At 47.8% G+C, this 16686-nt stretch carries 14 protein-coding genes; 2 read left to right on the top strand and 12 right to left on the bottom strand.

Annotated features, from left to right (window positions below; translation table 11 throughout):
- The first annotated feature begins 602 nt into the window (after window positions 1–602).
- Both ABH897_RS06610 and ABH897_RS06605 read left to right on the top strand, forming a co-directional pair.
- Window positions 603–1466, top strand: coding sequence for a class I SAM-dependent methyltransferase (locus ABH897_RS06610; protein ID WP_404591404.1), 864 nt, complete (start codon window positions 603–605; stop codon window positions 1464–1466).
- Window positions 1467–1474: 8 nt separating this feature from the next.
- Window positions 1475–2221 carry an RluA family pseudouridine synthase gene (locus ABH897_RS06605; protein ID WP_283652157.1) on the top strand — a complete coding sequence of 249 codons (747 nt, stop codon included), beginning with the start codon at window positions 1475–1477 and terminating at the stop codon, window positions 2219–2221.
- Window positions 2222–2316: 95 nt separating this feature from the next.
- On the opposite strand, the gene ABH897_RS06600 is transcribed toward ABH897_RS06605, so the two are convergent.
- The 12 genes from ABH897_RS06600 to purT form a co-directional block, all read right to left on the bottom strand.
- On the bottom strand, window positions 2317–3819 hold the full coding sequence (locus tag ABH897_RS06600; RefSeq protein ID WP_283652158.1) for a DHA2 family efflux MFS transporter permease subunit: 1503 nt from the start codon (window positions 3817–3819) through the stop codon (window positions 2317–2319).
- Entirely contained in the window at window positions 3803–4288 is a 486-nt protein-coding gene (locus ABH897_RS06595; protein WP_283652159.1) for a MarR family winged helix-turn-helix transcriptional regulator, read from the bottom strand. The genes ABH897_RS06600 and ABH897_RS06595 overlap by 17 nt, the downstream gene beginning before the upstream one ends.
- A gap of 307 nt (window positions 4289–4595) precedes the next feature.
- Complete coding sequence (locus ABH897_RS06590) at window positions 4596–5066, bottom strand: MarR family winged helix-turn-helix transcriptional regulator (protein ID WP_283652160.1); 471 nt, start codon at window positions 5064–5066, stop codon at window positions 4596–4598.
- A 275-nt stretch (window positions 5067–5341) separates the two neighbouring features.
- On the bottom strand, window positions 5342–7804 hold the full coding sequence (gyrA, locus tag ABH897_RS06585) for a DNA gyrase subunit A (protein WP_404591402.1): 2463 nt from the start codon (window positions 7802–7804) through the stop codon (window positions 5342–5344).
- A gap of 22 nt (window positions 7805–7826) precedes the next feature.
- Window positions 7827–9806, bottom strand: a complete 1980-nt coding sequence (parE, locus tag ABH897_RS06580; protein WP_283652161.1) for a DNA topoisomerase IV subunit B — start codon at window positions 9804–9806, stop codon at window positions 7827–7829.
- Between the two features lie 98 nt (window positions 9807–9904).
- Complete coding sequence (locus ABH897_RS06575; RefSeq protein WP_404591400.1) at window positions 9905–10894, bottom strand: ABC transporter permease; 990 nt, start codon at window positions 10892–10894, stop codon at window positions 9905–9907.
- Window positions 10887–11963, bottom strand: coding sequence for an ABC transporter ATP-binding protein (locus ABH897_RS06570; RefSeq protein WP_404591398.1), 1077 nt, complete (start codon window positions 11961–11963; stop codon window positions 10887–10889). The genes ABH897_RS06575 and ABH897_RS06570 overlap by 8 nt, the downstream gene beginning before the upstream one ends.
- Window positions 11963–12910: a GDSL-type esterase/lipase family protein gene (locus tag ABH897_RS06565; protein WP_404591396.1), complete on the bottom strand. Its 948-nt coding sequence runs from the start codon at window positions 12908–12910 to the stop codon at window positions 11963–11965. The genes ABH897_RS06570 and ABH897_RS06565 overlap by 1 nt, the downstream gene beginning before the upstream one ends.
- Window positions 12911–13176: 266 nt before the next feature.
- Window positions 13177–13857: a TIGR00266 family protein gene (locus ABH897_RS06560; protein ID WP_283652165.1), complete on the bottom strand. Its 681-nt coding sequence runs from the start codon at window positions 13855–13857 to the stop codon at window positions 13177–13179.
- Between the two features lie 242 nt (window positions 13858–14099).
- Window positions 14100–14837 carry a CAP domain-containing protein gene (locus ABH897_RS06555; protein ID WP_283652166.1) on the bottom strand — a complete coding sequence of 246 codons (738 nt, stop codon included), beginning with the start codon at window positions 14835–14837 and terminating at the stop codon, window positions 14100–14102.
- A gap of 205 nt (window positions 14838–15042) precedes the next feature.
- Complete coding sequence (locus ABH897_RS06550; protein ID WP_283652167.1) at window positions 15043–15504, bottom strand: GNAT family N-acetyltransferase; 462 nt, start codon at window positions 15502–15504, stop codon at window positions 15043–15045.
- Entirely contained in the window at window positions 15497–16681 is a 1185-nt protein-coding gene (gene purT / locus ABH897_RS06545) for a formate-dependent phosphoribosylglycinamide formyltransferase (RefSeq protein WP_404591394.1), read from the bottom strand. Before purT ends, ABH897_RS06550 begins: the two co-directional genes overlap by 8 nt.
- Between the last annotated feature and the right edge of the window lie 5 nt (window positions 16682–16686).

Here is a 16686-nt window from a genome sequence, read left to right as displayed (position 1 = left end):
TTTCATTCGACAAGAAGGTAGCAAAACAAAAATATTTTCACAATTCGAGCGTTAACGTGGATATGTACGGAAATCGTTATTACTGACAGTAGAAGAATCATTTTAATAAAAAACAAGCTTTAAAAAGGAATAGAATGATGGAATAGCATTTCGTGGTGTGAGTAAAATATTGTGTGATCTTGGAAGTGGGTAAAACTGGAAGTATAGTGAAACCTTATATTTACAGCTAAAGATTTCAGTATCATAGATAAAATTGATAACATAACGTCGAGGTAGGACAGGATGTTTTGTTTAATAAATAAACGTAACATATAACTATTTATTTACATGATAAAATATAAATTCGAAAAATGTCAATGATTTTTAAATTCCTTCAACATAAATAATTTGGAAAATAAACAATTCTGCTTCATAACACTTTTCGCATCTCAAAAGTCGCCATAAAGCGACAAAAAATGCTAGGATCTATAACGCTCAATGCCAACGTCTCCATGGAATCATTCGATTGTTGCTAAGGTTTGTTGTACAATAGACTCCATATGGGGATTTTTGCGCAGAGGACTGCCGGAATCCTGAATTGACTGCTGAAGGATGGATTGTACATGTATGTAGCACAAGAATGGAAAGATTATGAAGTAGTAGATACAGGCGGCGGTGAAAAGCTGGAGCGTTGGGGCGATATTGTCCTGCGGCGGCCTGATCCGCAAATTATATGGCCGTTGTCCCAGGAAACAGCCGAGTGGCGCGATGTTCATGGACATTACCACCGCAGTTCCTCTGGGGGCGGTAGCTGGGATATGAAAAAGCCTACTCCCGAGCGTTGGACGATCAGCTACGGGCCGCTTAAATTCCACATTAAACCGACCAGCTTCAAGCATACTGGTCTTTTTCCGGAGCAAGCAGCGAACTGGAGCTGGATGATGGATAAAATTAAAGGCGCTGTCAGACCGATTTCGGTACTGAACCTGTTCGCCTACACTGGGGGAGCCACTACTGCCGCTGCGTATGCCGGGGCCAGTGTAGTTCACGTGGACGCCGCCAAGGGCATGGTACAGTGGGCGAAGGAGAACGTGCAATTGTCCGGCTTGGCCGACCGTCCGGTACGCTTCATTACGGACGATGTGTTCAAATTCGTGCAACGTGAACAACGCCGGGGAAACCGATATGATGCAATCATTATGGACCCTCCTTCCTACGGGCGCGGACCAAACGGTGAAACGTGGAAGCTGGAAGAAAGCCTGTATCCGTTTCTGGAATCCTGCATGAGCATCATTTCCGATCAACCATTGTTCATGCTAATTAACTCCTATACCACAGGGATTTCGCCTACCGTACTGCGCAACATGCTGAGTATGACGATGCAACAAAAGTACGGTGGTCAAATCAGCGCTGGTGAAATCGGATTGCCGATTACCCGCTCGGGGCTGAATCTGCCTTGTGGTATTCTCGGACGCTGGGAGGCTTAATTCCCCCTATGACTCCAGATGAACTTACCCAGCACGGGCATGCCCAGCCGAATATCCCTGTTCTATATGAGGACAACCATGTTCTGGCTGTTGTAAAGCCTGTCAACGTTCCGACCCAAGAGGACGCCAGCGGTGATCCTGATCTGCTGTCTTTACTCAAGGAAGACCTCAAAATCAGACACGATAAGCCTGGTAATGTCTTTTTAGGACTGGTTCACAGACTGGATCGGCCTGTAGGCGGTGCCATGATCTTTGCCAAGACGTCCAAAGCTGCTTCCCGGCTGTCTGAGTCGGTTCGAGGTCGTAGTTTCCGCAAGATGTATGTAGCGGTTCTAAACGGTGTCCCCACGGCCTTACAAGGCCGTCTGACCCATCACCTGCTAAAGGACAGCCGCACTAACACTGTTCAGGTGGTTCGTCCCGGCACAGCTGGCTCCAAGGAGGCTATTTTGGAGTACCGCGTGCTTGGACAAGCAGATGGGCTCAGTCTTGTACAAATTGAGCTACACACCGGACGCTCGCATCAGATTCGTGTACAGATGCAGGCTATCAGCTGTCCTCTATACGGGGATCAAAAATACGGTGGCAGCCTGAGCCGCCCAGGTCAACAATTGGCGCTCTGGTCCCTGCTTGCCGGAGCACCGCATCCGGTTAGCAAGGAGAACATGAGCTTCCACTCGTTCCCTCCAGCCCAATTCCCATGGAGTGAGTGGCCTAAATCGCTTTATGAAAGCATGATCGAAGCTGAGAATTGAGCAGGCATATACAAAAAGAACCCGTAACGCATGTAATCAAACAAACATGCATTACGGGCTTTTTTTTGTTAAAAATCTGAAAGTCCTCCCGTCCCTTATGACGAGGAGACCACAGACTGCCCTTTCTTACTGTTCACCAACTGCTGACGGGGCCGAGCGTTTTGAGCATTCGTATTCTTGATGAAAAACGCCAAAATCAGGGCCGTCACACTCAACAGCGTCGCAATGATAAAGGCTGAGTTGATACCGTAAATCGTAGCCTGATTGCCTGCTGCCAGCATCTCTGCTTTATCTGTAACAGATAATCCCTCAGATGCAACAATATTCGTCAGACGGTTGCTGCTTTGAGTCGACATCACCGTCACCAGAATTGCCGTCCCGATTGAACCGGAAATCATACGCAGTGTATTACTCATTGCCGTACCATGCGCATTCAATCGTTGTGGAAGCTGGTTCAACCCGGCCGTTTGGATCGGCATCATCAGCAATGACATCCCGAACATCCGAACCGTATAATTAGCCAGCAGTGTCATATAGGTCGTTGTTTCGGTCAAGCGTGTGAACTCCCAAGTGGTCACAGCCATGATCAACAATCCAATCACAGACAACCAGCGCGCTCCGATCCGGTCAAAAATAGCCCCGGTTACAGGAGACATGAACCCCATCAGAATTGCCCCCGGCAACATCAGCATACCGGACTCAATCGGTGAAAAGCCGCGAATATTTTGCAAATAAATCGGCAGTAATATCATACCGGCGTACAAAGCCATCGTCACAATGACATTAATGATTGTCGTCAAGCTATACACATCATATTTGAAGATACGGAACTCCAGCATAGGTTCATCAACCTTCAGCTGGCGAACAATAAACAGAATCAGCGCGATCGTCCCAACAATAAGCGTAGACAGGACCGGAATACTTCCCCAGCCCGATGTTCCTGCATCACTAAAGCCATATAACAGACCACCGAAACCAAGCGTAGACAAAATGATGCCGGGAATGTCCAACTTAGGCTTGGACTGCTCCGTTACATTTTTCAGAAAAATAAATCCGATCGCAATCGAAATCACTGAAATCGGCAGGATGATCCAGAACAGTACCCGCCAGTCGTAATGCTGGACTATATAACCGGATAAGGTTGGTCCAATGGCTGGAGCAAAACCCATCGCAATCCCCAGTGTTCCCATTGCGCGGCCACGACGCTCAATTGGGTAGATGTTCAAGATAACGACCATCATTAAAGGCATCATAATACCCGCACCCGCGGCCTGAATGAGACGTCCGATCAGCAATATGCTAAAACTCGGCGCAATAGCGCACAACAGCGTGCCGATTGAAAAGATAATCATTGCACTAATAAACAATTTACGAGTGGAAAAACGCGCAATCAAAAATGCGGTCACCGGGATCAATACCCCGTTCACGAGCATAAAGCCCGTACTAAGCCACTGAGCCACATTGGTATCTACATTCAGATCATTCATCATTTTCGGTAAAGCCACACTTATCAACGTCTGGTTTAAAATCGCAACAAACGCGCCAATCAACAGAGCGGCCACAATGGGTGCTCTGCGTACATTACCTGGTAGTGTCATTTGAGGACTGCTCAAGTTGATTCATTCCCTTCGGTGTCAATTTCATTATCATTTGTTTATGGATATCCAGGACCATGTCCAGATGCTCCTTCGGGATGTCCAGAATGGGCAAGACGCGCTCCATCCACATGGCGTCTACTTTTTGCATGATGTCTTTTCCTTCCGGCGTAAGCGTCAGCACTAAGGATCTGCGATCATGCTCATGCCGTCCACGAGCGATATATCCTGCCTTGGTCAAGCGGTCAACCACCCCGCTCATGGAGCTACACCCCATATGGGCTATGTCTGCCAGCTCAGTTAACCCGATATTGGGTCGTTTATTCAGAATCGCCAAAGCCATATGCTGAACGGCTGTCAGATCCAAATGCTGCTCCTCATTCCAGAAGGCATAAAATATCGTTTTGTTAACCTCCCTTATCGACTGAATAATCCGGTACACCTCAAGTTTGTCTTCCTCTCTGTCACTCACTGGAGCCATCCTTCTTCCCATTACCCAATTCACATTCCATATACATAATCAAGCAACTATTCGCATACGAAATGTTATTTATGTATAACTAATTTTATCATGTTATATGTAAATGTCAACATTAACCCCTGTAACAGATATTAGGTATTGAAAAGAGCAGCTGAAACTTGCAGGATACAACAAGTCATTTAAAAAGGTGACAACAGCTACAGTATGTGTTTTTTCAGCACAAAAAACGCGGACATGTGTGGCCCTTTTGGGCAGCATTATCCGCGCATTTTTATTTAGAATATGAAAGAGGAGATGCTTACTCCGCTCGCTCTATTTGTTCCTTTACTCCCTTTGCCTCGTTTGCCGATGCAGAAGTTTTCGTTTTTGTGGTGATTTTACCTAACAAATAAACCAGCAGATTTTGATTATGCTGCGAAATGCGGTTTAGTGCAGAGCCCAGAAAATCATCCCTTATTTGCAATCCCCGTTCCGCTTCTTCTCTTCCTTGATCCGAAATGACAATCCATACGATTCTGCGATCCTTTACGTCTCTAAAGCGGGTGACCAGGCGATTCCGCTCCATCCGGTCTAGCAGCATCGTAACCGCCGCAGGTGTGGTTGCGAGATACGGGATCAGTTGAGACGGTTTCATGCGGCCGTATTCGTTCAGAACCTCCAGCACCGTAAGTTGGGCCTCAGTCAATGATGGAGCCAACTGCTGCTCCATATGAACCTTGTAATCCTTAGCCATTCTGGACCAGATTTTCGCAAATTCGGTCGTTTGCATTTTGCCTCACTCCTTTGAATAACAGGGTCAGTAAAAGCATCAAAGTTACCGTATGGGCCACCGTCCGGATTGTATTTCATCACATTAAATTTTCGCCATTCAGCCCCGGTTTCCTGCCGTTTTTGGAGCATCAATTGAAAAGGGGAAGGAAGTCTCACTTCGGTTTTGGAGGCTGGTCAAGGTTCGACAGCATGACGGCAAAAAGGTCCTCATTCGTGCCGGAATGGCACGAGAAGACCTCTCTTTTTCGAGCTAAAAAGCGCTTGACTTTCCTGTTATTCTATGGACTGGGAAGCCTGCGGCTCACTACGCGGCAGCACATTCACAATTTCGTCCTTCTTCTCCACAGGAGCCAGCAGCTTGCCTGTATCCTTGCGGTCGGTCAAAGGAGCTTTTTCCGAAAGGAAGGACATCGTCTGTCCATCTGCAGTGATCGCAAACAATTGAATAGCTTCACGGCAATAGAAGGCAGCCACAATCCGAGTTCCGTTCGAACGTACCCGTTTGCCTTCCTTGAATTCGAAGGTGGTGATTCCTTTACCGCCTCGTCCCTGAGCAGGATAATCCAGCAGAAGCGTACGCTTACCATAACCGGATTCGGTCAGCACCAGCACTTCTCCTTCATCCTCTTCCACCCACAGCGCTGCAACAATTTCATCGCCTTCCGCCAGCTGTATACCTTTGACACCAGCCGAGACGCGACCCATCGCATTAACCTCTTGCTCCTTGAAGCGTATGCTCATCCCAGCACGGGTAATCAACATAATATCCCGGGTGCCATCGCTTAGCGTTACCGATAATACTTCATCATCCCCTGCTACCTTGCAGGCTGCTACGGCACTGGAACGTTTCGTAGCATAGTCTTTCAGCTCTGTTCGCTTCACTTGACCCTTCTTCGTTACAAACACCAGACTTTTGCCGATTTCCTCCATGTTTTTGATAGGAATGACACTCACGATCCGATCATCCTTGGTTAGAGGAATGACGTTAACAATCGGAGTTCCTGGCTCTTTCCACTTATACTCTGGCACCTGATGCACAGGCAATAAGAAATATTGTCCGCGCTGAGTGAAGACGAGCAACACATCAAGTGTGTTGACATCAAGCAACTGAGTGACATAATCTCCTTCCTTAACGCCAGAAGCTGAGCGCTCCCCACCGGAACGGGTGAAGGACAGCATACCTGTACGCTTCACATAGCCGTCTTTGGAAAGAGTCAGCAATACATCCTCTGCCCCAACCATGACTTCCAGATTTACTTTAATCTCTTCAACCTCACCCTGTATGTCCGAACGGCGATCAATGCCGTACTTTTCACGAATTTCCAGCAGTTCCTTGCGAATCAAACTGATCAGCTTGCGATCACTTTCCAAAATAGAACGGTACTGTGTAATTTTTTTCTGGATTTCACTTAATTCCTTTTCCAGCGTAGTAATTTCCAAATTCGTGAGACGGTACAACTGCAAGGTCAAAATAGAATCGGCCTGACGTTCGCTAAAGCCAAACATCCATTGCAAATTATTTTGCGCGTCCTGGCGGTTTTTGGAAGCTTTAATGGCCGCAATGACCTCATCCAGAATGTTCAGCGCCTTGACCAAACCTTCCAGCACATGGGCGCGATCCTCCGCCTTTTCCAGCTCAAACTGGATACGGTGTGTGACAACTTCACGTTGATGGGCGATATATGCTTCCAAAATGGACTTCAATCCAAGCTGATGCGGCGCTTTGTTCACAATGGCTACCATGTTGAAGTTGTATGCCACCTGAAGGTCGGTTTTTTTCAGCAAATAGGCCAAAATCCCTTCCGCATCGGCTTCCTTCTTCAGTTCCACCACAATTCGCAGACCGTTCCGACCACTCTCGTCACGAACCTCGGCAATCCCTTCCACTTTTTTCTCCAGACGGATATTCTCCATGGCGGTTACGAGCCTTGATTTAACAATCTGGTATGGAATCTCCGTAATGACCAGTTGCTGCTTACCTCCGCGCAAAGACTGAATTTCCGTTTTGGAACGGATATAAATACGCCCTTTACCTGTGCGATAAGCGTCTTTAATGCCTTCGCCACCCATAATTAGTCCGCCAGTCGGGAAATCAGGACCTTTAATAAAGGTCATAATCTCTTCCAGCTCAATATCCGGCTTTTCCATCACAGCAATGCTGGCGTCAATGACCTCGCGTAAGCTGTGCGTCGGAATTTCAGTCGCAAATCCGGCCGAAATTCCGCTGGAGCCGTTTACTAGCAGATTCGGATAGCGGGAAGGTAGCACAACCGGCTCCTTTGCCGAGTTATCAAAGTTATCCTTGAACATAACCGTGCGTTTTTCGATATCACGCAGCATTTCCATCGCGATAGGAGACAGACGTGCCTCCGTGTACCGCATAGCGGCTGCCGGGTCATCGTCCTGGGAACCCCAGTTGCCGTGACCGTCCACCAGTACGTGACTCATTTTCCAAGGCTGCGCCATCCGCACCATACCATCGTAAATCGACGAGTCACCGTGGGGGTGATAATTACCCATCACATCCCCGACGGTTTTGGCAGATTTCCGATAAGCCTTATCCGGTGTGTTGCCGGAATCGTACATGGAGTACAGAATCCGGCGCTGTACTGGCTTTAACCCATCCCGCACATCGGGTATTGCCCGATCCTGAATAATATATTTGGAATATCGGCCAAAGCGGTCACCGACCACTTCCTCCAGAAAAGCTGGCAAAAATTGCTCCGATAAGCTCATGTATACACCTCATTTGATAGCACTACTCTACATACTCCGTAAAATCTACGTTTTCCACAATCCAGCGCTTGCGAGGATCAACCTTGTCGCCCATCAACGTGGACACACGGCGTTCAGCCTTGGCTGCATCCTCAATCTGGACGCGCAGCAAGGTACGTGACTCGGGATTCATCGTTGTTTCCCATAACTGATCAGGGTTCATCTCCCCGAGTCCTTTATAGCGTTGAAGCTCAAAATTCCGTCCAAACTCCTTTAAGTAATTGTCAAGCTGCTCGTCAGTCCAGGCATAACGTACCGTTTCGAGCTTACCTGACTTACGGGTTATTTTATACAATGGCGGTTGAGCGATAAATATGCGTCCCGCATCAATCAGCTCTTTCATATACCGATAAAAGAACGTCAGCAGCAACACTTGAATGTGCGCGCCGTCTGTATCCGCATCCGTCATAATGATGATTTTGGAATAATTGCTGTCTTCCAGCGTAAATTCTGTTCCTACCCCTGCCCCGATTGCTGCTGTAATCGCGCGGTACTCATCATTTTTCATAACATCCGCCAGCTTGGATTTCTCCGGGTTCATCGGCTTGCCCTTCAATGGCAAAATAGCCTGAATTTTGGAATCCCGTCCCTGCTTCGCCGATCCTCCAGCCGAATCACCTTCCACGATAAACAGCTCGTTTCGTGTAAAATCCTTGGACTGCGCAGGCGATAGCTTGCCATTCAGATTAGAGCTTTCACTGCGTTTCTTGCCGGAACGCATTTCGTCACGAGCCTTACGTGCTGCTTCACGCGCTCTGGACGCCTGAACTGCCTTTTTGATTAACGTTTGCGCGACCTGCGGATTTTCCTCCAGAAAACGCTGCATCTGCTCCGATACAATTGCATCCACCGTACTGCGTGCGGAAGCGCTACCCAGCTGATCCTTCGTCTGACCGACGAATTCAACCTCGGCCATCTTGACACTGATTACGGCCATCATTCCCTCACGTAAATCATTGCCTTCCAGATTCTTATCCTTTTCCTTCAGCATTACCGTGCGTCGCGCATAGTCGTTCATGACACGGGTGTAAGCAGTTTTGAAGCCCGTTTCATGCGTACCCCCGCCGCGTGTCGGAATGGAGTTGACAAACGAAGCAATCGTTTCGGTATAACCTGCGTTGTACTGAATGGCAATTTCCACCTCAACGTCTTCCTTCTCCGCGTTGAAGTGAATGACGTCATGCAGCACGTCCTTGCCTTCATTCAGAAAAGCGACAAACTGACTTGCTCCGCCCTCATAAAAATACTCATCCGACTTCCCGCTGCGTTCATCTTTAAGTTGGATACGAAGACCCGAGTTCAGAAAAGCAATTTCCTGAAGCCGTTCGGCCAGCGTATCGTAGTTGAAATGAATGCCTGCCTGGAATACGCGAATATCCGGTTTAAAAGTAATTTTGGTGCCCGTCTTGTTGGTATTGCCCAGCACTTCAAGGCCTGTGGTCGGTTCCCCAACATGCTCCACGCCCTTCTTGTCCTGCCAATATTCAAACCGCTGACGGTGAATCTTGCCGTCCCGGTAAATTTCCACTTCAAGCCATTCCGAAAGAGCGTTCGTTACGGACGCGCCCACACCGTGTAGACCCCCGGACTTTTTATATCCCGAACCGCCGAACTTACCTCCGGCGTGCAAAATGGTAAATACTACCTGCGGTGTAGGAATTCCCGTTTTGTGCATTCCCGTAGGAATACCACGTCCGTTGTCTGTTACTGTAACGGAACCGTCCTTATGCATTGCAATGTCAATGCGGGAGCAAAACTTGGCAAGATGCTCATCCACCGCGTTGTCCACAATTTCCCATACCAAATGATGTAGTCCCGAAGAACTGGTGCTCCCAATATACATGCCCGGCCGTTTGCGAACTGCCACAAGCCCTTCGAGCACTTGAATGTCGTCCACGCCATATTCCGAAGCTCCGTTCTGAGTGCCGGTCGCTCCCGCAGACAAGTCGATTTTGTCGACCATTCATGCTCCCCCTTTGTCTAATCGTAACCGTGTTTTGCCTTATTCTTGATGATTTTCACCAAAAATGCAAACAGATGTTTTCTTTTACCTTGTCCATTTTAATTCAATATATCCCGTTTCGTAAAGACGGCGAATGAAACAATCAGCGCCGTAGCCCCCCAAATGCCCAATACAGCTAAAGAAAACGGCAAGGTCATCCCCTCAATCGGGGCGGGGCTTCCTGATAAATAATCGGTCAATTCGAGGTTAACCATAAATAAATATTTGGCGCTCTGCCAGGATGAGGCCATGTTCGTTAAAATTGTGCCCGAAATGAGCGCAGCCATCATCACCACAATGCTTGCCGCCGTACTACGTACCAGCACCGAAACCATAAAAGCAAGCGAAGCCACCACGAGGCTGACGAACCAGATCAACCCGGCTTGCAGCATCAGATAGTGCCATTGCGGGATCGCATGTACCGCTGACACATCCACCGTGGAGCCAACAATTTGGAAGCCCGTAAATACCGGAACGTTAAAGCCTTTAAAACCAAAAAACAGTCCCGATATAAGATAACTGATCACAAACACAGCCAAAATGATGAGCGAAACGAACATATACAGCGTTAGCAGCTTGCTCAGCAGCACCTTCCACCGCCTGACAGGACGAGTCAGCAGCATTTTTATCGTACCCGTCGTCCGTTCTCCTGAAACCAGATCGGAGGCAATCGCCATAATGAGCAATGGAACGAACAAATTAATGGAATTGTCCATAAACTCTCTGGTAAAGGTTACACCACTTGGTTCATTCGGGTTCACGTCATTTTCCAGATAATATTGCATTTGTTGAACAAATACTCGCCTGTAGGTCTTCCATTCCTCCGGAACCCGGTCGCTGCCCAGCGAATTTTGGTTATCCGTAATGGCCTGACGCAACTCCAGCCGCCAGTCATTGCCGAATTTTTCGCGGTTATTTTCCGCCACCTTCATCTGAGCGTACGTAAAAATCGGCACAAGCACAAGCAAAACAAGTAAAATGACATAAAATCGTTTCTTCTTGATGATTTTGAGTGTTTCATTTTGTACGAGCGGTAAAATGTTATTCAAGAATCTCACCTTCCGTCATTTTCAGGAATAGCTGCTCCAGTGTAGGGTTGATTTTGGTTACACCTTTAACGGAAATGCCGGAAGCCGTCATTTGTACGACCAGCTCCGCGATATGCTCTTCGTCCATTTCTGTAAAAATAGCATCCGCTCCGCTGCCTGCAACAATGCTGTCATCAATCAGTTCATCGGCGTTCGTAATGATTTGTACATGCGGAGAGCCTTCTAACAGGGCAAGACCCTGATCATGGGGCTCCAGTTGCCATACGGCCATACGCGAATGTGTTTCAACCAATTCCCTCACACCGCCAACAGCAAGCACTCGTCCTCGACTGATAATAGCGACACGATCACACAGCAACTGGATTTCACTAAGCAAATGACTGGAAACAAATACAGCCATACCCTCTGCCGCTAACAGACGGATAAAAGCTCTCATTTCCTTGATCCCTTTGGGGTCCAGCCCGTTCGTTGGTTCATCCAGAATAAGCAGCTTGGGTTTGCCAAGCAAGGCCTGGGCAATACCGAGACGCTGGCGCATCCCGAGAGAATACGTACTTACTTTATCATGAATACGGCGATCCAGCCGCACCAGCTCCACCACTTCACGAATACGCTGTTCATCCACACCCGGCTGCATCCGGGCAAAATGCTCCAGATTTTCCCACCCTGTCAGATAGCTGTATACCTCCGGATTTTCCACAATAGAACCGATATGCTGCAATGCCTGCTCCGGATCACGGTTTACATTATGACCACATACGGTAATGGTGCCCTCGGTAGGCTTGATCAGATCGACCAGCATACGGATGGTCGTTGTTTTTCCAGCTCCATTGGGACCAAGAAAGCCAAAAATTTCGCCCGCATGCACATCGAATGTTACATCGTGAATGATCATTTTTCGTCCGATACGCTTTTTGACGTGCTGAACAGAGAGAACGGTTTCGTTGTTGCTTCTGCTTCCGTCTGCACTGCCGAACTGATTGTCGGAATGATAGCCGGATGCTCCATCTGTGGTTGTCGAAGTCCTTGCTACATCGGTCTCGGTCTTGTCAGCAGATTGGATACCCATCACTTGTTCCCTCCCTTCTTCACATCAGCAGGTTGGCTGCTCGTCGACTTTTGTCCATCCTCCGTATTGTCGCCTTCCTTGGCCGCTACTACCGCAAACCCTTGAGCGATACGCTCAGCAATTGCCTGATAGCCCTGTCCGTTAGGATGAAAATGATCAGAGGATAAATAAACCGGCAAATTTTGCTGAAATAAATCGAAGGTTGGAATCAGCGTCATATTACTGTTTTGATTGGTAATCGCCATAGCAGCCAGATTCCATTCCGTCACGACGAGATTTCCCGGAATTTTCATTTCCGGCAGGTCACTGAATGGATTATATAGTCCAACGTATATAATTTTAGCCTTCGGATTGATTTTTCCGACTTTTATCAGCACTTTTTGCAAACGCTTGGCTGCATCAGGCAGAGCCTTGCGCAAGCCATTAAGCGTAGGTGGCTCTTTGCCGGTTTGGGCAGCTTGTGCCCCCTGAAACAAATCATTTCCGCCAATGGACACAATAATAACATTGGCCTTTTTCAACACATAGGCCACGCCAGGCTCATCCAGTTTGGTCAAAAGTCCCTGAGTCGTCAGCCCGTTAATGCCCAGATTGTTAATGAGCTGAGCCTTATGGCCTTCCTGATCATTTAACAAGGTCACCGACCGTCGTACAAAACCGCTGCCTGAGTCATCGCCAGTTCCTTTCGCCAGCGAATCTCCAATGGCAGCTACCCGAAACTCCCCCGTCTGAGTTGCAGCGGATGGCGCATTTTGTATCTGCGATGAACCCGAATTTACAGGTTTGGTGCTAACGAGCGGCTCTGGAGCCGTAATGCTTCGTACTGCGGTAATAAATCCGTACAATAATAGCAGTGTGGCGGCGATGGACACGGAACCGACAGACCGCCAGATCCATTTTGATGAATTCACTCGTGTTCCCTCCTGATAACTTGGTGAAATAAACATAAAGCTTCTCATATCATTTTGCAAATAAACCGTTCTGAGTGTTATGAAGCATACATAGCATTTTGCAACAATCCCAAGAGCGATTTCAAATCAGCAATATAGAGATCGAAACGGTTTAGTTCGTCTATTTATTGTACTTTCGAGCGTTGGGAATCGAATGATGCAAAATGCTGAAGTATGCTAAAAAGGATGGCATATCGCCATCCTTTTTATTACGACTTTTTGGTTCGTACAGCTCATCCTTTACCTCTGCATAGATGAAAACCTCACTTGCTATCGGGTATAAAGCTTTTGATCCATTGTCCGAAGCTGCCCGGATTTCTGGTTTGGATCAATACCGTCCCCTCGCCGCGAAAACGGCATACAAGTGCTTCTCCGCTCGTTACACTGGACAACCAGCCTTTGGACGCTTTTTCAATTTTGTAATCCATATAGTCTGGCCATGCCACCAGATGAGCGTTATCAATAATACGCTCCTCTCCGGGTGCAACATAAATCGGATGAATGGCTCCGTAAGAGGATAAAAACACTGTTCCGCGACCGCTGATTTCAACGATAAAAAAACCTTCGCCCGAGAACAATCCTTTCATCAGATTCTGCATTTTAGTGCTGACCTCAATGCCCTCCGTACACGCCAAGAAGCCATCCTTTTGCACCAAAAGTCTATACGTACCGTCCAATTCTACTGCTTGTACATCGCCTATACTTGCCGGAGCAAGCAGCACTTCAGCTGGCCCTCGAGATGCTCTCAGCTCCTGAAAAAAGAATTTCTCCCCGCTCAGCATCCGGCCTAAACCGCGCAACAATCCACCATCCACAGTCCCCTTTATATCCACGCTGGAAGACATGGAAACCATAGCTCCCATCTCCGCTTTAATCGTTTCTCCGGGGTTCATCTGTACCTTGAGCATAGCAAAAGCACCTTCATGCACAATTTCGTAGCTCATTCGTTCACCTGACTTTCCCATAAGTTATTAGTTATCAATATAGCTTTGTGTTATCATACTATACTTGCCGTACTTATGCCTGTTCTTGCATATAAGTAAAAGTGATAGATAAGCACACCCGTAGAGGGGCAAACAGCGTAAAAAGCCCGCTGAACGTGTCAGCAGGCCTTGAATTTAGCGTTAGGTTGTCAGTATAATGTCATAACATAATGACGTTTGAAACGCTTTTTTATGATCGACTTTTAGTTACGTGTAAATTCCTGTACCCAGTATCCATTATAGTAAGCTACACCGATTTGTGTATATTCTGCCTTCAAAATATTTTCACGGTGTCCCTGACTGTTCATCCAGGCTTTCATAACTTCTTGCGGCGTTTGTTGTCCCATCGCAATATTTTCACCCGCATACGTATAAGTTACGCCGAATTTCTTCATCATATCAAATGGTGAGCCGTAAGTCGGTGATGTATGGGAAAAGTAATTATTTGTACTCATATCCTTCGCCTTGGCCAAAGCTACTTCGGTAAGCTTCGCGTTAGAAGCGAGTGGGCTCAAACCTTTTTGGCTACGCTCGTTATTCACCAGTTTTACTACTTCTGCTGCAAATTGAGACTTACTGAGCTGTGCATCCGAACCGGCGGACTGACCTGCTCCTGAATTCGTATTTTGAGCTTTCGACTGTTTGTTGGTAGCAGGCTGTGAACCTTTTTGGTTAGCCGGCTTTGCCACTTGCTTGTCGGAAGAAGGATTCGTCGTCTTTGTTTTCGCTTGATCCTGTCCGGACAAATCCTGAATTACGGTCTTCGTAATCGTAGTCGTTCCATTAGAGGTATTCACCGTAAATCCGTTATCCTTGAACCATTGTTGTAATTGGGCAGACAAATCGTCAGCTGGTGAAGCTGATGCCGGAACGATGAATCCTGCGGATAACATAGCGGTTAAACTTCCCATCACCAGTGTTTTTTTCAACATATTCTTCATTTCGTCATCTCCTTGTTGTATAGTGCCTTGTTGTGAACCTGCCTGGTTACAACTTTGTAATCTTTACTCTAGCAGTATAACATGTTTCATAGCAGGATCAATGGTATAAAAGTTGGAAAAAAAATAGCCCCGCTCGGCAATGGCCTAAACGGGACTGATCTATGGTAATGAGGCTCTGAATATAATCCGGGCTTGTACAGGGCTGTTATTTAAGCTTTTTGCTAAAACGGTAGCCTTGCTTTTCAAAGCCGATTCGGTTGTAGAAAGCTTGGGCCTCTATTTGTTTGATGCGGTTATTCGCTCCGGTAATGAACAAATGAAAGCTTCCTTGTGCACGTCCCCACTCCTCACCGCAGGCCACCAAGCGCTTGCCGATGCCCTCGCCGCGATACTCCTTGCTCACGACCAGCATGGTGATTTGTACGGCAGGATCAGGATAAGCCAGGCTTTGAGCCGTATGCATGCCGATTACGCCGACAACACGACCATCCATTTCTGCGACCATCATATTTGCTTGGCAGTCCTCCTGCGTAGTTCCCATAACTTCTTTCATCACACCACAAGTCATCGGATATCCGACTTCTCTTAGCAGTCCTGTTACGGCTTCGCAATCGCCAAGCTCTACGGAACGAATTGTCAGTACTGGAAACATCACATTGTTAGACATGATTTACCTCCACTTTCAGCATATTGGCAGCTTCTTTGGCCGTCTTCCGTGCTGTTTCCACATCTCCCGCAGCGCTAAGCGCTACAGCCATCCGGCGTCCCGGCTTGGTTTCAGGCTTCCCGAACACTCGCACCTGTGTCCGGGGTAGCAATAATGCATCATACAGACCACCGATTACAAAATCCCGCGTAGCTTGTTTTGCCTTCAAGGTAGCCGAAGCCCCAGGGGTTAGCAGTGTAACCGACGGTATCGGGAATCCGAGAATGGCCCGTACGTGAAGCGCAAATTCCGACAAATCCTGCGTAATCATCGTTACCATTCCCGTATCATGCGGACGGGGGGATACTTCACTGAATACGACGCCATCAGCCGTTAAAAACAGCTCTACGCCAAACAATCCGTAACCACCCAGTTCATCCGTAATCGTACGGGCAATGTCCTCCGCGTCCGAAAGTTGCTTGTCCGTCATGCCATGAGGTTGCCAAGATTCGACATAATCCCCATCCTTTTGAATGTGGCCAATCGGTGGGCAAAAAGTCGTACCCGATACCGATCTGACAGTCAATAACGTAATTTCACTTTCAAACGGAACAAAAGCTTCAACAATGACACGTGTTGTTTTGGCACGTGCGCCTTCCAACGCCGTATTCCAGCAGGATTCCGCTTCCTCGGGTGTCCGGCATACAGACTGCCCTTTACCCGACGAACTCATCAAGGGCTTGACCACGCATGGCGTGCCCAGCTCATGAACCGCTGACCGCAACTGCTCAAAATGATCTGCAAAGCGGTAGGCGGCGGTCGGAAGTTGCAACTTCTCGGCAGCAAGCCTGCGAATGCCCTCCCGGTCCATCGTAAGACGGGCGGCCCGGGCCGTTGGAACTACGTAAAATCCCTCTTGCTCCAATTCTTCCAAAGCACCCGTAGCAATAGCTTCGATTTCAGGTACAATTATGTCGGGCTTTTCCTTGCGAATCAGTGCCTTCAATGCCTCAGCATCCTGCATATCCAAACAATAAGAACGATGAGCCACCTGCATTGCTGGAGCCAGTTCATAGCGGTCTACAGCAATACATTCCACGCCAAGCCGCTGAGCTTCAATAATGACTTCTTTTCCCAATTCGCCGCTACCCAGCAGCAGCATCTTTTTAGCCCCAGCAGAAAAAGGAGCACCCCACATCTTGA

The sequence above is a fragment of the Paenibacillus sp. RC73 genome (assembly GCF_044908085.1).
GTDB classification, from domain to species: domain Bacteria; phylum Bacillota; class Bacilli; order Paenibacillales; family Paenibacillaceae; genus Paenibacillus; species Paenibacillus terrae_A.
The sequence above is the reverse complement of the archived record's forward strand: the minus strand, read 5'-3'. Positions and strand labels throughout refer to the sequence as shown.